Source organism: Agrobacterium sp. InxBP2, from assembly GCF_026191755.1.
Lineage (GTDB): Bacteria > Pseudomonadota > Alphaproteobacteria > Rhizobiales > Rhizobiaceae > Agrobacterium > Agrobacterium pusense.
Genome location: NZ_JAINDY010000033.1, coordinates 775,454 through 795,841, shown reverse-complemented (window position 1 = coordinate 795,841; position 20,388 = coordinate 775,454). Strand labels below are relative to the sequence as shown.

Sequence of the window (20,388 nt, the reverse complement as noted above, 5' to 3'; positions counted from 1 at the left end):
CCCTGCCGGGCCTCTCCCCCACCGGTGGGGGGGGCGCTGTGCGGCCGGGGTTGGCCAAGCTCCGCGGGAGGGAAGGGAGGGGCGACAGGGCGGCGTGCCGATCGCCCGGCGTGTGGGGGAGATGCCCGGCAGGGCAGAGGGGGGTAAACCACACCCATCTTTGGCTCATTATCCATTAGCCAATCCCTCGAAAACTCCACTCACTGCCTTCAGCGAAAATTACCGCAATGTAACGAAACGGACATCTACCGGTATTCTTCGCAGGCGTAATCTCATCCTCATACCCGGTGCGGCGGATGAGTGGATGCCGCCGGGTGATGAAGGAGCAGGACGATGTGGACCAATATCAACAGGTTTGCCACCGCTGGTCTGGTTGCCTTGACAATTGCGGGCACCACAATTGCCACCACCAGTCAGGCGGAAGCGCGCAATAATTTCGGCCGCGGCGTTGCCGCCGGTATTGCCGGCACGATCATTGGCGGAGCGCTGATTGCGGGTGCAAGACACCCGGGCTACGCCTACGGCCCCGCCTATTACGCGCCTGCTTATGGTCCGCCCGTCTATGCTGCGCCGGCTTATGGCCCGCCGGTCGTTTATGAACCCGTCTATCCCCGCTGCCATGTAGCCTGGAGGCAGAACGCCTGGGGCGACATGTATCGGGTCAGGGTTTGCGATTGATTGAACGCCGGACCGGCGGTGCCTGAAGCGCCGCCGGTTTTTTCGCTCTCTGGGGCTAGTGACTGTCTTCCGGCGTAATACCGACAGCCACGTTCTGGTCTGTCGCGGCGATGGAGGCGGGCAATGGCACCTTTCTCTGTTTCTCGCGGAGCAGTGTCAGCAGGCCGGATCCGACGATAAGGGCAATGCCGATCAACATCCAGCCGTCGATACGATCGCCAAAAATCAGATAACCGAACAGGATGGCCCAGAGCATCTGGCTATATTGCGTTGGGCCGATCATGGCGGCGGGCGCATATTGGGCGGCGTACATGACCAGAATGTTGCCAAGCGCGCCGAGCAGGCCGTATCCTGCCAGCAGCAGCCATTGTTCGCCACCCGGCATGACGAAGCTCGGCACCATGGCAACGCCGCTGATGACGAGACAGCCCAGCACGCCCGCACCATAAAGCGAAACATTCTTTTCCGATGGGCCCATGGCGCGGAAGATCACGATGCTGAGCGCGCCGCTGAAGCCGGCGATGATGGCGCCCAGATGGCCTATGCCCAGTTCACGGAATCCGGGCCGCAGGATGATGAGCACACCCAGAAAACCGATGATGACGGCCGACCAGCGGCGAATGCCCACCTGTTCCTTGAGAAACATCACCGACATGATGGTGACGAAGGACGGAAGCAGGAAGATCAGCGCGAAAGCTTCCGCCATGGAAAGATGGGTAAAGGCAGTCACGCTGCCGACAGCGCCGGTGCCGGCCGAAAAAAAGCGGATGATCCAGAGCGGCCGGTTGGTTGTTTTCACTACATCCAGCCAGCTGTCATTGCGTTTGCGGATGAAGGGCAGGGCGACGAGGCCGAACAGGGCTCCGAAGAAGGCCGATTCGATCGGCGAAATCTGGCCTTCAATGAGTTTAACGCTGGCATCGCTCCAGGCATAGGCAGCGAAGGCTGCAAAGGCGAGCAGAATGCCTTTCAGGGTCTGGTCGGACACGGAAACACCGGCAAAAATCGAGTTGTTGAAAACCGCCGGTGGTTTGACCGTCAGTTCATCGATCTATGCTCGTCCGCCTTGATTTTTGCAATATCCCGCAATGCAGCAATCAGGACATCGGGTGTTTGTGCACCGCTTATGGCGTATTTCTGGTCGATGATGAAAAAGGGCACGCCGGCGACACCCATCTGCTGGGCGGCATCGATTTCAGCGACGACCGTATCCTTGTCCGCGTCCGAAGCCAGCAGCCGCTCGACGACTTTCGCATCCATGCCGGCCTTTGCGGCAACGTCGACCAGCACGGCATGATCGCCGATATTGCGGCCTTCCTCGAAATTGGCCTTGAACAGGCCGGTCACGACGCGTTCCTGGACGTCGCGGCCTTCGGAATGGGCCCAGAGCGACAGGCGATGGGCATCGAGCGTGTTCGGCCCGATCTTGATCGCGTCGAAATCGTAGGTAATGCCGACTTCCCTGCCGAGCTGAACCAACGTGGCATGGGCCTGTTCCAGACGCTCCTTGCCGAGCTTTTCCTCGAGAGCGGCTTTCTGGTCGACTCCTTCCGGCGGATAGTCCGGGTTGAGGCGGTAGGGACGCCAGTTCACGTCGACGCTGATTTCATCCTGCACCTCGGCAATGGCGAGATCGAGCCGGGCCTTGCCGAGATAACACCACGGGCAGACCATGTCCGATACGACGTCAACAACGATGCGTTCCATGGCTGATGTTCCTTATATGATCGACCTGACGGTGGCAGGTTATTGCGCCCGCGCGTCCCACCAGGTCTGTTTCTGATTGCCCTGTATCGGTGTCATATCCGGGCGGTCGATATATTTCCAGCGGGCGACCCATTGGGCGCCGATATAATAGAGCGGAATGATATAATGTCCGGCCACAAGCAGGCGGTCATAAGCGCGCACGGCCGCCTGGAAATCTTCCGTCGAGCGGGCCTGCAACAGCGCCTCTATCATCCGGTCTATATCGGGATTGGCAACACCTGCATAGTTGAAGCTGCCCTGCGCATCACGCGAGAGTGAGTTCCAGCGGTTCAGCTGCTCCATGCCGGGCGAAAGCGACGAGGGCAGGGAGCGGATGATCATGTCGTAATCGAAGCTGTTCGAGCGCGACTGGTATTGCCCGTCATCAACCGAGCGAATGCCCATGGCGACGCCGATCAGGTTCAGCGAACGCTGATAGGCGAGCGCGATACGCTCCTGCGCCGGGTTCTGCGTCATGATCTCGAAGGCGAGCTGGCGGCCATTGGCATCGGACATCCTGCCGTTCTTGATGCTGTAGCCAGCCTCTTTCAGCTTGTCGACGGCCATTTTCAGAACCTTGCGGTCGGCGCCCGTGCCGTCCGTGGTCGGCAGCGCATAGGTGCCGGCCAGAAGCTCCGGCGGCATGGACTTTGCCGCGTCACCGAGCAGCGCCAGCTCGCGCGCGTCGGCGGCGTTGCCATAGGCGCCGAGCGGCGAGTTCTGCCAGTAGCTCTGCGTCCGCTTGAAGGAGCCGCCGAGGATGTTTTTGTTCATCCACTCGAAATCGAAGGCATAGGTAAGGCCTTCGCGTACCTTTTCGTCAGCGAAGACGGCACGGCGGGTGTTGAAGACGAGACCGAACATGCCGGTCGGCAGGCGCGGCTGGAATACGTCCTTGACGATATCGCCGCGATGCACGGCGGGGAAATTATAGGCCTGCCCCCAGTGAGAGGTATCGGAGGTGCCATTGATGGCATCGCCTTCCGGGTAGATGTCGATATCGCCCTTCTTGAAGGCCTCGAACATGGTCGTGACCTGGAGGAAATAGGTGATGCTGATCTCGTCGTAATTATCGAAACCGACTTTGCCGGGAATGTCCTTGCCCCAGTAGTCGGGGTTTCTCTCCCAGATGATTCGTTCACCCGGGCGCAGCGTCTTGATTCGGTAAGGGCCGGAGCCGACAACCGCACCGAGGCCCGCCTGCTCGAATTTTTCCGGATCGGTCGCGTGTTTCGGCAGGATCGGCGTTGAAGAGGCGAGGATGAGAGGCGTTTCGCGATTCGCCTTTTCGTTGAAGGTGAAGCGCACGCTGCGTTCGCCGGTCTTCTCCATCTTGGCTACGCCGTCGAGACGGCTGTTGAACGGCGGGCGGCCCTTTTCCTTCAGGAGATTGAAGGTGAAGATCACGTCATCAGGCGTTACCGGCTCGCCATCCGACCATTTCGCCTTGGGGTTGATGTTGAACTGAACGAAGCTGCGCTCGTCGTCCCACTCCACGGTTTCGGCGAGCAGCCCGTAGAGGCTGAAGGGCTCGTCGCTGGAGCGAGACATCAGCGGCTCGTAAAGAAGATTGCCGAATTCCGGATCCCAAACACCACGGGCGGTGGTGCGCATTCCCTTGAGAACGAAGGGGTTCAGGCTGTCGAAGGTGCCGACCACGCCATAAGAAATGCGGCCGCCTTTCTTCACGTCCGGATTGACATAAGGAAGGTGTGAAAAATCTGCGGGAAGCGCTGGCGTGCCATGCATCGAGATGGCGTGCAGCGGTTGCGCTACCGCACTCCCGCCGGGAAGCAGGGATGATCCCAAAAGAAACAATGCGGGGATGAGGGCCGCAAGGTTGCGCATGTCACTGTCCTGTCTCAACTGTCCGTCCGATGTGCGTCAGGACCGTTTATCGTCATGATTCTGGCAGATATGTAGCACACGGACATTGCATGACCCATGCAAGCGCGGGAAATCTTGGCTCCGCTCAAGAAAAAGTTAAAGAAGTGCTGGATATCGCCGCGAACGGCATGTAACAGGGGGACCGGAAGAGACGGGTCACGCATTTGCCTCATTTAAACGACAGTTGAACGGGCAGAAGGATACCGCCATCGACGAACAGGACCTTGAGCGGTTCTGTTCTGGCAGACATTCAGGAGACGGAACTCTTATGATGCACAAGGCAAACACATTCACCCGGACGGCTCTGTCCGCTCTGGTCCTCTCTCTCGGCGCTGTGTCCGCTCCGGCCATCTCGCAGGCGCAGGATGCTGCTCCGGCTGCTCAGGGCGCTGGCGCTCCGCCGCTCGGCTGGTTCAAGACCTGCTCCAAGCAGGAAGACAACGATGTCTGCGTTGTGCAGAACGTGGTTCTCGCCCAGAACGGCCAGATGATCACGGCCGTTGGCCTCATTACCGTTGAAGGCAAGGTCAACCGCAAGCTGCTGCAGGTTTCCGTTCCGACCGCGCGTCTCATTCCTCCGGGTGTGATGATGCAGATCGATGGCGGTAAGGGTCAGAAGCTCGATTACGCCGTTTGCCTTCCCGACAAGTGCACGGCTGAAGTGCCGCTGACGGACGCCATGATCGCTTCGCTGAAGAAGGGTAGCGAGGTGGTCTTCACCTCCATCAACTTCCGCCGCGCACCGAACCCCATCAAGATCGCGCTTTCCGGTTTCACCGGCGCTTATGACGGCCCGGCAATCACCCAGTCGCAGCTGGCCGAAAGCCAGCGAAGCCTGCAGGAAGGCATGCAGAAGAAGGCGGAAGAAGCTCGCAAGAAGCTCGAAGCTGCTCAGGACGCTGCCAAGGGCGCGCCGAAGCCCTGATTGCCGCGCAAGCTCGAAAAAACAGAAAACCGGTCTGGCGACAGACCGGTTTTTTTATGCGCGTTCGATATCCCCGGGAGGAGGGAGATGCTTGGCGGGCGTCAGTGCGCCGTGGACATTTTCGGGCGCCATTCGCCGTTCGGCGCCTTGTCAAAGATGCGGCCGATATTGGGATTTCGGAGCGGCGTCTCGTTCTCGTCGTGGACGAGGTTCTGTTCGGAAACATAGGCGACATATTCCGTCTCCTCGTTTTCGGCGAGAAGATGATAGAAGGGCTGGTCGCGTTCCGGCCTGATTTCCGCGGGAATGGCGTTCCACCATTCCTCGGTATTGGCATATTCCGGGTCCACGTCGATTACCACACCGCGGAACGGAAACACCTTGTGGCGAACGATCTCGCCAAGCGTGAATTTTGCGTTTCTTTGTTTCATGGCATGTACTTCCTTTCCCAATACTAGTTGGTATCGGAACGCGAAATATCAAGACCTGGCGCTTTGACGCTGCTCTGCCGTTCGTGTTCAGCGCCCTTTGCCGATCGGCGCGGTGGCGATGATGACGCCGCCGGTGACCAATACGATGCCGATGGCATGATAGGTCTCGAAGGATTCGCCGAGAAACACCGTCGCCATGAGGATCGAGACCGGCGGCATCATGTACAGCGTAATTCCCGCCGTGGCGGGACCGAAAACGCGCACCGTGTGGGTAAAGCAATAAAAGGCCAGAAGTGAGGCGAACAGGATGATGCCGCCGATCTTTGCCCATGCAACAGGCGTGGCAGGCAGCATGCCGCCCTGTGCCAGTTCCAGTGCTGCCGGCGGCAGAAGGACAAGCGCGCCGGAAAATGCAATCAGTCCAAAGAGACTGAAGGACGCCATCTGCCGCGCCGCCGGATCGCGCAGCAGCACGGAATAGATCGCAAAGGCAATGGCCGCGGTCAAAATTGCAAAGTCGCCGATGTTGAAATTCATGTGCCGGAGAGCGGAGATATCGCCCTTGAGCACGATGGCGGCGACGCCGGCGAAGGCGATAATCATGCCCGCCACTTCAAGCTTGCGGATCGGCCGGCCCTGAAAGATGCGCTGGAACAGGATGATGAACAGCGAGGAGGTGGTGTAGATCAGCGTGCCGTTGGCGGCCGTGGTCATGGTGAGGCCCCAATAGACCACGCCGCCGCAGATGCCCATGCCGAGAATGCCGAGGACGAGCCAGAGCAGCGTCTTGTGCCGCACGAAAGCAAGGCAGTTGCGCCAGTCGGCGATCATGAAGGGCGCGATGATGAGCGTCGAGCCGATCCAGCGGATGAAGGCGGCGATGAAAGGCGAGACCTCACCGACGACGCCGCGGCCGAAAACGACGTTGCTGGCGAAAAAGAAGGGAACGGCCAGAAAGATGAGCCAGTCCGTGAGGCGGGTTTGCTGCGTGGCTGGCGTGTTCGGCATTCTTTACGGTCAGGGTTGAACTTCAAAAGAAAACGGCGGCTTTCCGGGGAAAACCGCCGCGATGAATGGAGCGCCCCGGTGGAGCGCCCGCAGGGCCGATCAGGCCGAGTAGTACATGTCGAATTCGACCGGGTGAGGGGTCATTTCGAAACGCATGACTTCCTGCATCTTCAGTTCGATGAAGCTATCGATCTGGTCGTCGTCAAACACGCCACCTGCGGTCAGGAACTTGCGGTCCTTGTCGAGGCTTTCCAGCGCTTCACGCAGCGAACCGCAGACGGTCGGGATCTTCTTCAGTTCCTTGGCAGGAAGGTCGTAAAGGTCCTTGTCCATCGGCTTGCCGGGATGGATCTTGTTCTTGATGCCGTCGAGGCCGGCCATCAGCATGGCCGCAAAACCGAGATAGGGGTTCTGGGTCGGGTCCGGGAAGCGGACTTCGACGCGCTTTGCCTTCGGGTTGGAGCCGAAGGGGATACGGCAGGAGGCGGAACGGTTGCGCGCGGAGTAGGCGAGCAGAACCGGCGCTTCATAACCCGGCACCAGACGCTTGTAGGAGTTGGTGGTGGGGTTGGTGAAAGCGTTGATGGCCTTGGCATGCTTGATGATGCCGCCGATGTAGTACAGGCAGGTTTCGGAAAGACCGGCATATTCATCGCCTGCGAAGGTCGGCTTGCCGCCCTTCCAGATCGACTGGTGAACGTGCATGCCCGAGCCGTTGTCGCCGAAGATCGGCTTCGGCATGAAGGTTGCCGTCTTGCCATAGGCATTGGCGACCTGGTGCACAACGTACTTGTAGATCTGCATCTTGTCGGCGCTGGAGACCAGCGTGTCGAACTTCACGCCCAGCTCGTGCTGTGCGGCAGCCACTTCGTGGTGATGCTTTTCAACGACGACGCCCATTTCGGCGAGAACCGTCAGCATTTCGGAGCGCATGTCCTGCAGGCTGTCGATCGGCGGGACCGGGAAATAACCGCCCTTGACGCGCGGACGGTGGCCGAGGTTGCCGGTCTCGTAGTCGGTGTCGTCATTGGACGGCAGTTCGGACGAATCGAGCTTGAAGCCGGTGTTGTAGGGGTCTGCCTTGTATTTCACGTCGTCGAAGACGAAGAATTCAGGCTCGGGACCGACGAAAACCGTGTCGCCGATACCTGATGCCTTGAGGTAGGCTTCGGCCTTCTTGGCGGTGCCGCGCGGGTCGCGGTTATAGGCTTCGCCCGAGACCGGGTCGAGAATATCGCAAAGGACGACCAGGGTGGACTGGGCGAAGAACGGGTCGACATGGGCGGTGGCCGGATCTGGCATCAGCACCATGTCGGACTCGTTGATGGCCTTCCAGCCGGCGATCGAGGAGCCGTCGAACATGACGCCGTCGGCGAACATGTCTTCGTCGACGCATACCACGTCCATGGTGACGTGCTGCAGCTTGCCCTTGGGGTCGGTAAAGCGCAGGTCCACGAACTTGATGTCGTTATCCTTGATCTGCTTCAAGATATCGTTTGCGGTCGTCATTTAAACTTTTCCTTGAGTGTGATGATGACGAGGTGAAAACCCAAGCCTCCCCGGCTCGGGACTTTTTTAATTATATGGCGTCCACGCCTGTTTCACCGGTACGGATGCGGATGACTTCCTCGACATTGGAAACGAAAATCTTTCCGTCGCCGATGCGTCCGGTCTGCGCCGCATTGCGGATCGCCTCGATGACGGCTTCCGCATTCTCATCCGCCAATACGACTTCGACTTTCACTTTCGGCAAAAAGTCCACGACGTACTCTGCACCGCGGTAGAGTTCCGTGTGGCCTTTCTGACGACCAAAGCCTTTTGCTTCCGTGACCGTGATTCCCTGAAGTCCGACTTCCTGAAGGGCTTCCTTCACTTCGTCGAGCTTGAAAGGCTTAATGATCGCTTCGATCTTTTTCATGAGAAAATATCTCTCCGCTTCTCCCGTTAAAGCAGGTAACTCCCGCTCTGCCACAAGAATGCACGTATTGTGCCAGATCGGAAGCGGGCTTGAAGAAAAAACTTCGCCCCGCGGCCTTTCCCGCACAAAATGCATTCGCTTTTCGCGGTTCTACCGGCAATTCGTCACTAGAATCCGAAAAATCCATCAGCATTTCTGCGGTTTTCTTTAATATTAGAAATTTTTAAAATTCGATTATGCTGTGGTCGCGGGTTGAGCTATTGCACATATTATATGCATTTGAGTATTTTTTGGTCTCCGAATTTTGCTTATTTTTGTATCGATTGCCTTTCCTGCGTTTTGAAGGAATGATGTGGCATGACCTCCATTTCCGAGTTCCTCCTTATCGACCCGGCTGTGATGGCGCGCATCGATGCGGCAGCCGGCCAATCCGGCATCCCGCTTTACGATTTGATGGAGCGTGCGGGGCAGGCGGTGGCTGCTTCGGCGCTTCGGCATTACCCGCAGGCGCTGCGCTTCGTCGTCCTGTGCGGCAGCGGGAATAACGGAGGTGACGGTTATGTTGCGGCGCGGGCGCTGGCGCAAAGCGGCGCTAAAGTCGTTGTCCATCACCTCGGCGATATCGGCCTTCTCAAGGGGGGTGCACGCGTGGCCTTGGAGCGGAGCGGCGTGACGCCGCTGCCGCTTGATGCCTATACACCTCTTTCCGGCGACGTGGTGATCGACGCCGTGTTCGGAGCCGGGCTGTCCCGCGATGTTCCGCCGGAGTTAGTCCGGCTGATGGAGGCGGTCATGCAGGCGAAGGTGCCGGTTCTTGCCGTGGATCTGCCCTCGGGGCTTTGCGGCCGGCGTGGCGTGGCGCTTGGCGCATCGTTCAGGGCGGAGCGCACGATCACCTTCATGGCGCGCAAGCCGGGTCATCTGCTGATGCCGGGGCGGGAGCTTTGCGGAGCGCTGGAGGTTTTCGATATCGGCATACCGTTGCGTATCCTCGATGCTCATAGGGGATCGGTGGCGGAAAATAATCCGTTTGTCTGGCGGGATGCCTTGCCGCGCGCCGGTATGGAGACCCATAAATTCCGCAGGGGGCACCTGACGGTCTTCTCGGGCCCCGCCCATGCGACGGGTGCTAGCCGCATGACCGCGCTTTCAGCGCTGAAGGCGGGGGCGGGGATCGTTACTGTCGCAGCGCCGAAAGCGGCGCTCGACGTGCTGTCTGTCACATTGACGGCCGTGATGAACGTTCCGATGGACAATGCCGACGATCTGCGCGTGTGGCTTGACGATGAGCGTCACGGCGCCTTCGTTCTCGGCCCGGGCTTCGGCGATCTCGAAAAGGCGCGGCAATTCGTGTCGCTGCTTGGCGACAAGTCGGTGGTGCTGGATGCCGATGCGATCACGGCCTTCAGGGATGATACGGATGTCCTGTTCGAGCTTATCACTTCCGGTGCGGGCAAATTCGTGCTGACACCGCATGAGGGCGAGTTCGCCCGGCTGTTTGCCGATCTGGCGGCCGATGGGAGGCTGAGCAAGATCGAGAAGGCGCAGGTCGCTGCGGCGCGCAGCGGCGCGGTTCTGGTCTATAAGGGTGCGGACACGGTGATCGCTTCGCCCGATGGCCGGGCGCTGGTCAATACGAACGCCCCGGCGAGCCTTGCGACGGCGGGATCGGGTGACGTTCTGGCCGGTATCATCGGCGCGCTATTGGCGCAGGGCGTACCTGCCTTCGAAGCGGCTGCAGCCGGGGTCTGGCTGCATGGCGAGGCGGGCGACAGAGCGGGCGCCGGCATGACGGCGGAGGACCTCGCCCATGCGGTTCGGCCGTTTGGGTGAATTGGTCTGATTTGCTGGCTGCTCGCTGAACCTGCGCTCTTACCACAGTTCCATCATCCGCACTTCGTCACCCCGGACTGGATACGGGCTCCAGCGCGATCAGGTCCTTGATCGCGAAATACTCTTCTCACGGCGCAGACGCGCGGTGGCTGGATGCCGGATCTAGTCCGGCATGACGGAGGACAGGTTTTTGCTCTGAGACAAGTCCTGTCGCGCTCGGGACCTTCAACTCCGCCTTCAATGGGCGGCCTTGCCTGCCTGGCTCGCCATTGCCATGCGCGAAGCACTGATCAGCAGCTTGCGCTCGGCGCGCTCCTGCTGCGGGGTGCGATTGTAGATTTCGCGATAACACTTCGAGAAATGCGACGCTGACACGAACCCGCAGGCGACGGCGACTTCCACCACCGGCATGGCCGATTGCACCAGCAGGTGACGGGCGCGGTCAAGGCGGATTTCAAGGTAATAGCGGGCGGGCGAGCGGCCCATTTCCTGGCGGAAGAGGCGTTCCACCTGCCGGCGCGACAGATCGGCGGCGTCGGCGATATCGAGCAGCGACAGCGGCTCGGCAAGATTGCCTTCCATCAATTCGATGATCGACAGAACCTTGCTGTTCTGCACGCCAAGGCGGGCGCGCAGCGGCAGGCGCTGACGGTCGTTGGGGCTGCGCACGCGGTCGGTCAATTGCTGTTCGCAGACGCGGTTGACGAGGTTCTCGCCGAAATCCTGGCCGATCAGGCTCAGCATCATGTCGAGCGAGGCCGTGCCGCCAGCGCAGGTATAGATGTTGCTGTCGACTTCGAAGAGATCTGCGTAGACTTCCACCTGCGGGAAGGCTTCGGAAAAGCCGGGCAGGTTTTCCCAGTGGATCGCGCAACGTTTGCCGTTGAGGAGGCCAGCCTGCGCAAGGATATGGGCGGCGGTACAAAGGCTGCCGATGGCGATACCACGATTATAGGCTTCGCGCAGCCAGGCGTTGACCGATTTGTTGATGTGTTGATCCACATCGATGCCCGAACAGATGATTGCCATTTCCGGGCGGTTTTCGCCGCTGACATAACGCCGCTCATCTGCAAGACAGGTATCGGCCTCAAGACAGATGCCGCTCGATGACATGACCTTCTGGCCATCGAGCGAGGCGATGCGCCATTCATAGGCCTGGTAGCCCAACATTCGGTTGGCGATGCGAAGCGTTTCAACCGCTGCGGCGAAGGGCAGCATGGTAAATTGCGGAATGAGAAAAAAGACGATTGAGCGCTTCTTCTGGGAGTTTCTGCTCATTTGCCCGTGCTCCGTTGCGAATACGCAATTCCTCCCTTGGAATTGGTCTTCTGGATGTCCTGTATGCGACATCTTTAACGAAAAATACGCCGTGGAATCGGGGCTGTCAAAAAATAGCTTTTGAAATATGCAAAACTTGCGACAAGCCTTTTTAAAGGGCGTCGCGTCGCATGTAAAACAGGCAGGCCAATTTACGCCCGGGGGCCGCCATTTACCCGCAGAGGGCGATGGCTCGCGGGCGTAAGAAAGGCTGCGAGCCATCGGCCGGCGGTCATTTGCGAATGACGCTTCTGCCGTAGTTGTCGGTTGTGGGCCATCCGATATCCTTCAATGTTTCAGGCGGGAGCGCTTCCAGCGCGCGGAGCATCCTCGCACGGCGCCATGACGCATAATGGGAGGCGATATTGCCTGACAGGCGCTGCAGCCAGCCGGCGGATGACGGGCGATGCGGGGAGCGGTTCGCCGCGGGAAGGTAATGTATCATGGTCATGTCTTCATCCTTTCCTGAACCACGATTGATGTGAGGATGGTGCGCCGTTGTTGACATTCAATCAAACGAAATGATATCCATCTATAAATCAAAATATTTGAAGGTGCGTGCCATGACCGTGACTTTCCGCCAACCGCTGCCGTTGCTGGATAACGACATATTGAGGACCTTCGTCGCCATTGCGGAAACGGGAAACTTCTCGACCGCCGCCGAAGTCGTGTTCAGAACACCATCGGCCGTTTCGATGCAGATCAAGAAGCTCGAAGAGCAGCTGAAAACGACGCTGTTCCTGCGCGATGCGCGTTCGGTGACATTGACGGCTCATGGGGAGACGCTTCTGACTTATGCGCGCCGCATGATTGCCTTGTCCAACGAGGCCGTGTCGCGTTTCGTCATGCCCGAATTGTCCGGTGTGGTGCGTCTCGGCGCACCGGAGGATATTGGCGAGCGCGGGCTGCTGCCGGGCATTCTCAAGCGTTTCGCCGAGGCTTTCCCCGGCATCATGATCGACGTCACAATCGATGCCAGCTCCAATCTCTATAAGCGGATGGACGAGCAGCGTCTTGATCTCGCCCTCGTCAACTGTGCTTCACATCCGCTGAGGGATACCGGCGAGGTGCTGATGCGCGAACGGCTCGTCTGGGCGGGTGCGAAATGCGGCACGGCCTATCTGCGCGATCCGTTGCCGATCTCGATATGGGAAGAGGGCTGCATCTGGCGTTCGGAGGCGATTCATTCGCTGGAAAAACGTGGGCGCAATTTCCGCGTGGCCTATCTCAGCGGCCACACGATGGCACAGCGTGCGGCGATTGCCGCAGATCTCGCCATCGCGCCGCTGCCACGATCCTATGTGCTGAACGACATGGTCATTCTGGGTGAGAAGGAAGGCCTGCCGGAACTCGGCTATTTCGATATCCGGCTGATTATGGGCGACAAGGCGTCGCGGCCGGTGCTCGCAGTGGCGGAAAGCATTCGCAATGCCTTCGTCGAGGTTGCGAAGGCGGCATGAGGCGAAGGAACGCGTCACGGCCATCATGCGCCGTCGACGCGCCGCTTAGATCGCCACCGAACCCGTCGCTGCGGCGTGATCCGCGTTTTCGGTCCGCCAGCTGCCACGACTGACCAGCCAGTCTGACGACGCCTGCAGCCCGCCGAAGGGAAAGACATGGATCTGCCGGATCGGTCCTTGCGGATTGTCCCGCCAGTGCCGTTCGATCGGCCCGACGATGCTTTCCGGTGAATGGCCCCTGGCAAGCGTCGTCAGGGAAAGCGCGTTTTTCTTGAGATAGGCAATGGAATTGCCGACACCGCAGAGCGCGGCGTATTTCAGGAGCGTGGTGATCTTGGCCGGGCCGGAAACGCCGATATGCACCGGCAGATCGATACCGGATGCGGCAAGCCCCTCTGCCCAGGCGATGAAGCGGGCGGAATCAAAACCGAACTGGGTGACGATGCGCATGGCGGCGTCGGTTCTTTCGCCAAAATCGCGTTTCAGCCGCAACGCGGCCGTCGCCGTTTCGTCGTTGAAATCGGGGCTGCCTTCCGGATGACCGGCAATTGCGATATGCCTGATGCCGCAACGGTCGAAAATGCCCGTGGAAAGCATGTCGATGGTAGACGTGAACGGGCCCTCTGGCTTCTCGACGCCACCGCCGACCGCCAGCACGTCGGTCACGCCGGCGTCGCCGGCAAGCCGCTTCACCTGTTCCTCGAAATCGATGCGAGAGGCGATACGGCGGGCCGCAAGGTGCGGAACGGGCTCATAACCGAGATCACGCAGATGCTTTGCGGCATCGACCAGCTTCACCTGCGAGGCGGCTCCGGTATCTGTCAGATAAACGCGCACGCCCTGCGGAAAAAGACCGGCAAGACTTGCCGGGCCAAGCACCTGCGCGGGTGAGGCCTCGATGGAGGCAGGGATGACGGAAGTGGCGGAGATATCGGGCAATGTGTGCATGATCCTTTTGATTATCATGCACCGTTTTTGAGGCCAAGTCTGTGCCTGTTGCGGCAAGACAGCCCTGCATCTGCGACGAAGCTTGAGCCGAGCGCGGTGCTGGCGGCGCTACCAGACCCGTTTCGTCAGACCGTTCCAGAGCCATGTCCAGATCGTTGGTGGAAAGCGGAGCACCGACTTTCCGGGCGAGGGCGGCTGCGGCGCAAGGCTGCCGGACAAGGCGTCTTCGATGGCATTGATAGCGATATCGACCGAGGCTGCTGTCAAGAGAAGGGGATAGGTGGCGATGGTGTCGGAAGGTGAGGGTTTCAGCCGTTTTTCGTAAAGTGTGGCGCCGGTATCCACACCCTTGTCAACGAGATGCACGGTTGCGCCGAAATTGCCCCGGTCCTTTTCCACCAGCGCCCAGTATCCACCCATCTGGCCGCGATAGGCCGGGTTGATGCCGGCGTGAAAATTGATAATGGGGCAGTGCAGGTCCCTGAGCGTCGCCGGCGTCAGCAGACGGCAGGAAATGGTGAAGATGACAGCCGGTTTCAGGAGATTGGCGGCCTTGCGACATTCTTCATCGTTCAGCGAGGCGAAATGCGTGACCGGAATGGTGCCGCCCAGATCAGGCAGGAGACCATGCTCCGCAATGATCTCTTTGCTTCTTCGTACCGTGAAGCGTTTGCCGAGCCGCGATGCGACCATCGTCGCCAGCTGGCCCACTGCTACAATCCAGCCGAGGCGTCTTGCCCGGCGCTTGAGGATGGCCGATTTGCTTTCGGGCTGTTCCATGAACACATGGATGTCGGGAAATCGCGCTGCCAGCGCATTGATCATGACGTTAGGGTTCACGCCGCCCGCCGTCATCACCAGAAGCCGATTATTGATGTCAGTCATGTCACCCACTGGATTTCTCAAGCCACGATCCACGCGCAGTTTCCCTCGCGAAGCTCAAAACCATGTTAATTTTCATCGACAGGATTTTTTGAAACGCCGCTGGAACCGAATTTTGGGACTCACGTTATTGTGACGCATATCACATCGGCGCTTGCCTCGGACGGCAAGTCATAGGGGAGTAGTTTCAAATGATCACACGCATTCTTTCGACCGTTTTCGTGGCTCTGCTGACCGTCGTGACGCTCAGCTCTTGCGGCAACACCATTCGCGGCATGGGCCGGGATACGGCGAACGCCGTGGATGCGACCCAGGATGCCGGCCGCAGCGTCGACCGCGCCGCCCGTCGCTGACGACATCTCCCCTTCTGAAAGTCCGGCGTCTCCCTGAAGCCAGGGTGACGCCTTTTCTTTGACCGAATTTCCCTGCGAATGTCCCCCTGAAGAGAATCACGGGGTGGGCATGAACAGATCGATGAAAAGACTGGCGAAGCTGCTGTTGCCGTTGCTGCTGCCATTTTCGGCCCAAGCGGGCGGGCAGGTGGATTTCTGCAGAATCGTGGATCATGCGGGCGGCCGCTATACCGTCTGCAGTTTCGATCCGGCGAAAAGCACCATCCGGATTTACGACCGCGACCATGTCTCAGGACAGGGATATCGATCTTTCGCCGATCTATCCTCCGCGCTCTGGCGTCAGCACATGTTCAGTGTCTTCGCCATGAATGGCGGCATGTATCATTCCGATTATTCCCCGGTCGGGCTGTTTATCGAAAACGGCGTGGAACGTTCGCCACTCAGCACCCGCGGTGGCTGGGGCAATTTCCATCTTCTTCCGAATGGCGTGTTTTACCTGAAGGATCACAGGGCGGGCGTGCTGGCGACCGAAGCCTATCTGGCGGCCGACCCGAAGCCCGATTTTGCCACCCAGTCCGGGCCGATGCTTGTTATCGACGGCGGACTGCATCCGCGTTTTCTGCCCGACAGCGACAGCTTGAAGCGCCGCAACGGCGTCGGAATCTCTCGCGATGGCATGGTACATTTTGCTATTTCGGACAATACCGTGCGCTTTTACGATTTCGCCACGCTGTTCAGGGATGTGCTGGATTCACCGAATGCGCTCTATCTCGACGGCACCATTTCCAGCGTCGATATTCCCGCGATGAAGAGGCGAGATTCACTGTTCCCCATGGGGCCGATCATCGCCGTGGTCGACAGGGTGCCGCATTAGTCGAGCCGATCAGATCGGCGCCTTGGGATAGGCTTTTTCAAGGCCGGCGGAAGCCGTCAGCCCCTTGCGGAAGGCGAGATAAGCAGGATGCTGGCTTGCCTTCGCAATTTCCGCGAGGCGGATTTGCAGGCGGGCAGGGGCGTGGCCACCCAGCCATTCACCGGTGGCTTCAAGCTTCAGGCTATTAAGAAAACGGGCGCCGGCCTGCTGGTCGAGATAAAGGTTAAGGCCTGCCAGCAGGTTCTCGTCCTGCAGCGCGTTCTCCATCAGCAACGACACCCAGGCCTTATCCTCACTCGCAAGCGAGGTCAGTTTCGAAGCAACAGTTTCACGGTCGGGGAAAGAGGATGTCTGCATGTGGGACTCGCATCGTTGCTGTTTGACCATGGTCGATAAAGCAGCGGTCGCAGCCATTCAAGATGGGTTTCAGCGGAAGAATTGCGACCGCAACGTGCCCGCGTCCGCCGTTTTCAACAGGTGTTTGTATGAAACCTTTAAAAAACGGTTACACTTTAGCCTAAATTGCGGCGAGGCCAGAAATGGCACTGATTTCAGGATCGCGCTAACGCTTTGTTTTTTAACATACCTATGCAAGGCGCGAATGGCAGCCCGTCGAAAACGCCTTCATTTAGCCGCTTTTTGCATTTGCCTTCCGCGCCGGATTTTAATAAATGCTTCCTCCACGGGCCGGGTCTTGAAGATCCCCCGGAGAGTGAATAGCTGGAGTAATCATGGAAGAAACCGCTCAGAAATCCTGCTGGGGCGTCACGTTGCGCGCACTCGCAGGCTTTGCCGCTTTTCTCGCATTGACGTACATTTTTGGCAGCCCATAAGCATCTCTCCTGATTGACGGGTTTTGAAACGGCGCGGTTTTCCTCTGGAAACCGTGCTGTTTTCGTTTCCGGTAGGCCCATGTCGCAGCTGCAAAAGCCGGTGCCGCTCTTTTGTGGCGATAAGTTCCAGCTTTGGATATGATGTGACGGAATCCATTACGCAGGAAAAACTCAATGTTTCTTTCGGTCTTTGACGTCTTCAAGATCGGTATCGGTCCTTCCAGTTCGCATACGATGGGACCGATGACGGCGGCCAACCGCTTTCTGGCGCTGATCCTCAGCGACGAGTGGCCGCGCCCCGCCGGTGCCGCCGTTGCGCGCCTGAAGGTCAGCCTGCACGGGTCTCTCGCCTTCACCGGCATTGGTCATGGCACCGGCCGGGCAGTCATTCTCGGCCTGACCGGCGAGCGGCCGGACCTTGTCGATCCCGACGCGATGGACGCCATCATAGAGGCGGTGGAGAAGGCCGGTACGGTTACGCCGCCCGGCCATCCGACCTACGAGTTCCGGACGGCCGAAGATCTCGTCTTCGACAAGAAGAACCCGCTGCCGGGCCATGCGAACGGCATGACCTTCTCCGCTTTCGATAACCAGGGCAGGCTGCTGGTCAAGCGCATCTATTATTCCGTCGGCGGTGGCTTTGTCGTCACCGACACGGAACTGGAGGCGATCAAGCAGCGCGGCAAGACCATCGATAACGGCCCGCGCGTGCCCTATCCTTTCGCCACGGCGAAGGAAATGCTGGAAATGGCCGCGCGGTCCGGCCGCACCATCGCCCAGATGAAACGCGCGAACGAGGAGACGGTTGTTTCGCGCGAAGAGCTGAATGAACGGCTGGACCAGATTTGGGACGCGATGAACGGATGTATCGAGCGCGGGCTGAAGGTGGACGGCATCATGCCCGGCGGCCTCAAGGTGCGTCGCCGCGCCCGTTCGATCTATGAAAAACTGAATGCGGAATGGCGTAGCAACCGGTTGAATCCCGTCATGGCGAATGACTGGTTGAGCGTCTATGCCATGGCCGTGAACGAAGAGAACGCTGCCGGCGGCCGTGTCGTCACCGCGCCCACCAATGGCGCTGCGGGCGTGGTGCCGGCGACAGTGCGGTATTTCCGGCATTTCCATGAGGATGCCACCGTCGACGACGTGCGGGACTTTCTCCTCACGGCGGCAGCGATTGGCGGCATCATCAAGCATAACGCGTCGATTTCCGGCGCGGAGGTGGGCTGTCAGGGGGAAGTGGGATCGGCTGCGGCCATGGCGGCGGCAGGTCTCGCGGCGGTGATGGGCGGATCGCCCGAGCAGATCGAGAATGCGGCGGAAATCGCGCTCGAACATCATCTCGGCATGACCTGCGACCCGATCGCCGGATTGGTGCAGGTGCCCTGCATCGAACGCAACGCACTGGGCGCGGTCAAGGCGGTCACGGCGGCGTCGCTGGCGCTGAAAGGCGACGGTCAGCACTTCGTGCCGCTGGATGCCTGTATCGAAACCATGCGCCAGACCGGCAACGACATGAGCGAGAAATACAAGGAAACCTCAACCGGCGGCCTTGCCGTCAACGTTGTGGAGTGTTGAGCGGGCTGGGCGCCCGGCATGTCCGGCATGCTTGACGCCCGCCGCAAAAAGGCATTGATAGAGACATGCCTCTACATCTCATCAAACTTTGCGTCGGCGCGGATTCACTCCAGGACCTGAGGGATTGGGTCGCGCAGCGCTCGCTCACCGCCATGGCTGCGGGCCTTGAGCCGCACAGCGTCCACACCACCCGCATGATCCCCAAACGGGTAGAGGAACTGCTTGAAGGCGGCTCACTCTACTGGGTCATCAAGGGGCAGGTGCAGGCTCGACAGAAGCTGCTCGATATCCGTTCTTTCAAGGGAGACGACGGTATTTCGCGCTGCGATCTCGTTCTCGGACCGGAGGTGATCGAGACCTCACCTGCGCCGAAGCGGCCCTTTCAGGGCTGGCGCTACCTGAAGGATGACGAGGCGCCGCGCGATCTCGGGGGTGGAGGAGGCGGCGAGGACATGCCTTCCGATCTCAGGCGCGAACTGGCCGAACTTGGTCTGCTCTGACGCATGATGGATGAAAATGAAAAAGCCGGCACCTTTTTGGTGGCCGGCTTTTTTATTTGGGGAGACGGGTTGGTCAGTTGATGCCGCCGACTGCATTGGTGGCGCGGCCATCCTGAATTTTCACCCAGCGACCCGGGTTGGCGGTGTCCTGACGCTTCAGATAGGTATATTCGGTTTCCGACCAGTTCATGACTTTGTTGCGCATATTGTCGAGAACGAAGTCGCCACGGTCGGTGCGAACGGTCAGAACGGCATGGCCTTCGCCATTCGGCTGCAGAACGACGGTGATCAGCAGGTTGGAGGCGGAGAAACCCTTGTTCATCAGCATCTTGCGCTTCAACAATACGAAATCTTCGCAATCGCCGACGGTGGTAGGATAGGCCCAGCGTTCTTCGACGCCGTAGATTTCCATGTCGGTCATCGGCGTGATCGTGGTGTTGACGGTGTAGTTGACGTCAAGCATCGTCTTCCAGCGCTCTTCCGTCAGCTTCATCGGGCCATTGTCCAGCGAAGTCGGCTGGCACTCGCTCTGATAGGTCTGGCAGAATTCATAATGACCGATCGGTGGATTGGCCTTGCCGATGACGCGCATGACGGCTGCCGGCGATGCGCTGGCCTGCTGTGCGAAGGCGCCGACGATGAACGCGATCAGGATGAAAACGATACGGTTGTTGTTCATTGCTTGTCTCCCCGTGTTGAGGAGACATTCGCAGGTATTTTTTGACCCGGCGGAAATTTGCGTGGCGCAATTTGAGCTTAAATTTCAGCAAATTAGCCGATGTTTTGAACTGAATTTGAAGTGTTTTTTACACGTGTTTGAAGCAAATTTTATTAGAATTTTACGCATTCCGGCTTTAGGTTTTTGGTAGCCATTTATGCCGCTGTATCGACAGCGATTTTTCGTTCGCAGGTGTTTTCATACCCATGTTCATCGCCGTAGCGGAAGCGGGCGATGTAGGGGATTTCCCGTTTTGGGATGGGTGTTCCTTGCTGGCACGCGTCGAAAAAGCGCCGAAAAAAACTTCAGAAAAACTGCTTTTTTCTCGAAAAAAGTTCGGACGGCGTGTTGCAGGCTATGTCTGTGACCCGGTCGTGCCGCAAATTACCAAGGTGAGCGTTCCTGTCGGGACGTTGTTTGGGCGACAGGTCGAAAGCGGCAAACTGCGTCCGCGGACTTGTTTTTGAACGGGATATCCGCGTCGCGAACACACGCCGAC

Annotated in this window: 22 protein-coding genes; 9 read left to right on the top strand and 13 right to left on the bottom strand. The window is 59.1% G+C overall.

The genetic code is table 11. The features are described 5' to 3' along the window. Positions 1 to 333: 333 nt before the first annotated feature. On the top strand, positions 334 to 678 hold the full coding sequence (locus tag K7A42_RS21830; RefSeq protein ID WP_282455850.1) for a hypothetical protein: 345 nt from the start codon (positions 334 to 336) through the stop codon (positions 676 to 678). 55 nt (positions 679 to 733) lie between these two features. Here K7A42_RS21830 and K7A42_RS21825 read toward each other — a convergent pair whose 3' ends face one another. Genes K7A42_RS21825 through K7A42_RS21815 form a run of 3 tightly spaced genes read right to left on the bottom strand, consistent with a single transcriptional unit; the run spans position 734 to position 4,272 of the window. Further along, complete coding sequence (locus tag K7A42_RS21825) at positions 734 to 1,666, bottom strand: DMT family transporter (protein WP_004442314.1); 933 nt, start codon at positions 1,664 to 1,666, stop codon at positions 734 to 736. 50 nt (positions 1,667 to 1,716) lie between these two features. Then, positions 1,717 to 2,385, bottom strand: a complete 669-nt coding sequence (locus tag K7A42_RS21820) for a DsbA family oxidoreductase (RefSeq protein WP_113380544.1) — start codon at positions 2,383 to 2,385, stop codon at positions 1,717 to 1,719. Positions 2,386 to 2,424: 39 nt separating this feature from the next. After that, positions 2,425 to 4,272: an extracellular solute-binding protein gene (locus K7A42_RS21815; RefSeq protein WP_282455849.1), complete on the bottom strand. Its 1,848-nt coding sequence runs from the start codon at positions 4,270 to 4,272 to the stop codon at positions 2,425 to 2,427. 307 nt (positions 4,273 to 4,579) lie between these two features. On the opposite strand from K7A42_RS21815, the gene K7A42_RS21810 reads away from it, so the two are divergent. Next, positions 4,580 to 5,236, top strand: coding sequence for an invasion associated locus B family protein (locus K7A42_RS21810; RefSeq protein WP_004442311.1), 657 nt, complete (start codon positions 4,580 to 4,582; stop codon positions 5,234 to 5,236). Between the two features lie 101 nt (positions 5,237 to 5,337). Here the strand turns inward: K7A42_RS21810 and hspQ are convergent, their stop codons facing one another. The 4 genes from hspQ to K7A42_RS21790 form a co-directional block, all read right to left on the bottom strand. After that, entirely contained in the window at positions 5,338 to 5,667 is a 330-nt protein-coding gene (gene hspQ, locus K7A42_RS21805; protein ID WP_004442310.1) for a heat shock protein HspQ, read from the bottom strand. An 87-nt stretch (positions 5,668 to 5,754) separates the two neighbouring features. Beyond that, positions 5,755 to 6,675 (bottom strand): DMT family transporter, encoded by a 921-nt coding sequence (locus K7A42_RS21800; RefSeq protein ID WP_072494458.1) that lies wholly within the window; start codon positions 6,673 to 6,675, stop codon positions 5,755 to 5,757. 99 nt (positions 6,676 to 6,774) lie between these two features. Continuing rightward, on the bottom strand, positions 6,775 to 8,184 hold the full coding sequence (gene glnA, locus K7A42_RS21795) for a type I glutamate--ammonia ligase (protein WP_004442307.1): 1,410 nt from the start codon (positions 8,182 to 8,184) through the stop codon (positions 6,775 to 6,777). Positions 8,185 to 8,254: 70 nt separating this feature from the next. Then, positions 8,255 to 8,593, bottom strand: coding sequence for a P-II family nitrogen regulator (locus K7A42_RS21790; protein WP_003515720.1), 339 nt, complete (start codon positions 8,591 to 8,593; stop codon positions 8,255 to 8,257). Positions 8,594 to 8,950: 357 nt separating this feature from the next. On the opposite strand from K7A42_RS21790, the gene K7A42_RS21785 reads away from it, so the two are divergent. Continuing rightward, on the top strand, positions 8,951 to 10,426 hold the full coding sequence (locus tag K7A42_RS21785; RefSeq protein WP_282455848.1) for an NAD(P)H-hydrate dehydratase: 1,476 nt from the start codon (positions 8,951 to 8,953) through the stop codon (positions 10,424 to 10,426). A gap of 237 nt (positions 10,427 to 10,663) precedes the next feature. On the opposite strand, the gene K7A42_RS21780 is transcribed toward K7A42_RS21785, so the two are convergent. Together K7A42_RS21780 and K7A42_RS21775 are read right to left on the bottom strand one after the other, a co-directional pair. Next, the gene (locus K7A42_RS21780) at positions 10,664 to 11,704 is read right to left on the bottom strand and encodes a GlxA family transcriptional regulator (RefSeq protein WP_004442297.1); all 1,041 of its coding nucleotides are present in this window, start codon (positions 11,702 to 11,704) and stop codon (positions 10,664 to 10,666) included. A 271-nt stretch (positions 11,705 to 11,975) separates the two neighbouring features. Continuing rightward, positions 11,976 to 12,194 (bottom strand): DUF1127 domain-containing protein, encoded by a 219-nt coding sequence (locus K7A42_RS21775; RefSeq protein WP_004442294.1) that lies wholly within the window; start codon positions 12,192 to 12,194, stop codon positions 11,976 to 11,978. A 70-nt stretch (positions 12,195 to 12,264) separates the two neighbouring features. Between K7A42_RS21775 and K7A42_RS21770 the strand changes: the two genes are divergently transcribed. Next, positions 12,265 to 13,203: a LysR family transcriptional regulator gene (locus K7A42_RS21770; RefSeq protein ID WP_169692031.1), complete on the top strand. Its 939-nt coding sequence runs from the start codon at positions 12,265 to 12,267 to the stop codon at positions 13,201 to 13,203. Positions 13,204 to 13,248: 45 nt separating this feature from the next. Here K7A42_RS21770 and K7A42_RS21765 read toward each other — a convergent pair whose 3' ends face one another. Then, positions 13,249 to 14,169, bottom strand: coding sequence for a methylenetetrahydrofolate reductase (locus K7A42_RS21765; protein WP_034498988.1), 921 nt, complete (start codon positions 14,167 to 14,169; stop codon positions 13,249 to 13,251). 90 nt (positions 14,170 to 14,259) lie between these two features. Further along, entirely contained in the window at positions 14,260 to 15,036 is a 777-nt protein-coding gene (locus tag K7A42_RS21760) for a formyl transferase (protein ID WP_034498985.1), read from the bottom strand. Between the two features lie 188 nt (positions 15,037 to 15,224). On the opposite strand from K7A42_RS21760, the gene K7A42_RS21755 reads away from it, so the two are divergent. Next, positions 15,225 to 15,386: an entericidin A/B family lipoprotein gene (locus K7A42_RS21755; RefSeq protein WP_004442283.1), complete on the top strand. Its 162-nt coding sequence runs from the start codon at positions 15,225 to 15,227 to the stop codon at positions 15,384 to 15,386. Between the two features lie 109 nt (positions 15,387 to 15,495). Beyond that, positions 15,496 to 16,260: a phosphodiester glycosidase family protein gene (locus tag K7A42_RS21750; RefSeq protein WP_282455847.1), complete on the top strand. Its 765-nt coding sequence runs from the start codon at positions 15,496 to 15,498 to the stop codon at positions 16,258 to 16,260. 9 nt (positions 16,261 to 16,269) lie between these two features. On the opposite strand, the gene K7A42_RS21745 is transcribed toward K7A42_RS21750, so the two are convergent. Next, complete coding sequence (locus K7A42_RS21745; RefSeq protein WP_004442278.1) at positions 16,270 to 16,617, bottom strand: hypothetical protein; 348 nt, start codon at positions 16,615 to 16,617, stop codon at positions 16,270 to 16,272. Between the two features lie 650 nt (positions 16,618 to 17,267). On the opposite strand from K7A42_RS21745, the gene K7A42_RS21740 reads away from it, so the two are divergent. Together K7A42_RS21740 and K7A42_RS21735 are read left to right on the top strand one after the other, a co-directional pair. Further along, positions 17,268 to 18,671, top strand: a complete 1,404-nt coding sequence (locus K7A42_RS21740; RefSeq protein ID WP_037092522.1) for an L-serine ammonia-lyase — start codon at positions 17,268 to 17,270, stop codon at positions 18,669 to 18,671. 65 nt (positions 18,672 to 18,736) lie between these two features. Then, entirely contained in the window at positions 18,737 to 19,171 is a 435-nt protein-coding gene (locus tag K7A42_RS21735) for a DUF1489 family protein (protein WP_004442274.1), read from the top strand. Between the two features lie 73 nt (positions 19,172 to 19,244). On the opposite strand, the gene K7A42_RS21730 is transcribed toward K7A42_RS21735, so the two are convergent. Continuing rightward, positions 19,245 to 19,850, bottom strand: a complete 606-nt coding sequence (locus K7A42_RS21730; protein WP_004442271.1) for a transglutaminase-like cysteine peptidase — start codon at positions 19,848 to 19,850, stop codon at positions 19,245 to 19,247. Between the two features lie 245 nt (positions 19,851 to 20,095). On the opposite strand from K7A42_RS21730, the gene K7A42_RS21725 reads away from it, so the two are divergent. Further along, positions 20,096 to 20,356, top strand: coding sequence for a hypothetical protein (locus K7A42_RS21725; protein ID WP_282455846.1), 261 nt, complete (start codon positions 20,096 to 20,098; stop codon positions 20,354 to 20,356). The last annotated feature ends 32 nt before the right edge of the window (positions 20,357 to 20,388 follow it).

Bases quoted from the DNA above. Each gene is read 5' to 3' on its own strand.
- K7A42_RS21780 (WP_004442297.1), bottom strand. From the start codon at position 11,704: ATGAGCAGAAACTCCCAGAAGAAGCGCTCAATCGTCTTTTTTCTCATT.
- K7A42_RS21790 (WP_003515720.1), bottom strand. From the start codon at position 8,593: ATGAAAAAGATCGAAGCGATCATTAAGCCTTTCAAGCTCGACGAAGTG.
- K7A42_RS21760 (WP_034498985.1), bottom strand. From the start codon at position 15,036: ATGACTGACATCAATAATCGGCTTCTGGTGATGACGGCGGGCGGCGTG.
- K7A42_RS21735 (WP_004442274.1), top strand. From the start codon at position 18,737: ATGCCTCTACATCTCATCAAACTTTGCGTCGGCGCGGATTCACTCCAG.
- K7A42_RS21725 (WP_282455846.1), top strand. From the start codon at position 20,096: ATGTTCATCGCCGTAGCGGAAGCGGGCGATGTAGGGGATTTCCCGTTT.
- K7A42_RS21800 (WP_072494458.1), bottom strand. From the start codon at position 6,675: ATGCCGAACACGCCAGCCACGCAGCAAACCCGCCTCACGGACTGGCTC.
- K7A42_RS21820 (WP_113380544.1), bottom strand. From the start codon at position 2,385: ATGGAACGCATCGTTGTTGACGTCGTATCGGACATGGTCTGCCCGTGG.
- K7A42_RS21755 (WP_004442283.1), top strand. From the start codon at position 15,225: ATGATCACACGCATTCTTTCGACCGTTTTCGTGGCTCTGCTGACCGTC.
- K7A42_RS21745 (WP_004442278.1), bottom strand. From the start codon at position 16,617: ATGCAGACATCCTCTTTCCCCGACCGTGAAACTGTTGCTTCGAAACTG.
- K7A42_RS21750 (WP_282455847.1), top strand. From the start codon at position 15,496: ATGAACAGATCGATGAAAAGACTGGCGAAGCTGCTGTTGCCGTTGCTG.
- K7A42_RS21775 (WP_004442294.1), bottom strand. From the start codon at position 12,194: ATGACCATGATACATTACCTTCCCGCGGCGAACCGCTCCCCGCATCGC.
- hspQ (WP_004442310.1), bottom strand. From the start codon at position 5,667: ATGAAACAAAGAAACGCAAAATTCACGCTTGGCGAGATCGTTCGCCAC.
- K7A42_RS21785 (WP_282455848.1), top strand. From the start codon at position 8,951: ATGACCTCCATTTCCGAGTTCCTCCTTATCGACCCGGCTGTGATGGCG.
- K7A42_RS21730 (WP_004442271.1), bottom strand. From the start codon at position 19,850: ATGAACAACAACCGTATCGTTTTCATCCTGATCGCGTTCATCGTCGGC.
- K7A42_RS21770 (WP_169692031.1), top strand. From the start codon at position 12,265: ATGATATCCATCTATAAATCAAAATATTTGAAGGTGCGTGCCATGACC.
- K7A42_RS21830 (WP_282455850.1), top strand. From the start codon at position 334: ATGTGGACCAATATCAACAGGTTTGCCACCGCTGGTCTGGTTGCCTTG.
- glnA (WP_004442307.1), bottom strand. From the start codon at position 8,184: ATGACGACCGCAAACGATATCTTGAAGCAGATCAAGGATAACGACATC.
- K7A42_RS21765 (WP_034498988.1), bottom strand. From the start codon at position 14,169: ATGATAATCAAAAGGATCATGCACACATTGCCCGATATCTCCGCCACT.
- K7A42_RS21815 (WP_282455849.1), bottom strand. From the start codon at position 4,272: ATGCGCAACCTTGCGGCCCTCATCCCCGCATTGTTTCTTTTGGGATCA.
- K7A42_RS21810 (WP_004442311.1), top strand. From the start codon at position 4,580: ATGATGCACAAGGCAAACACATTCACCCGGACGGCTCTGTCCGCTCTG.
- K7A42_RS21740 (WP_037092522.1), top strand. From the start codon at position 17,268: ATGTTTCTTTCGGTCTTTGACGTCTTCAAGATCGGTATCGGTCCTTCC.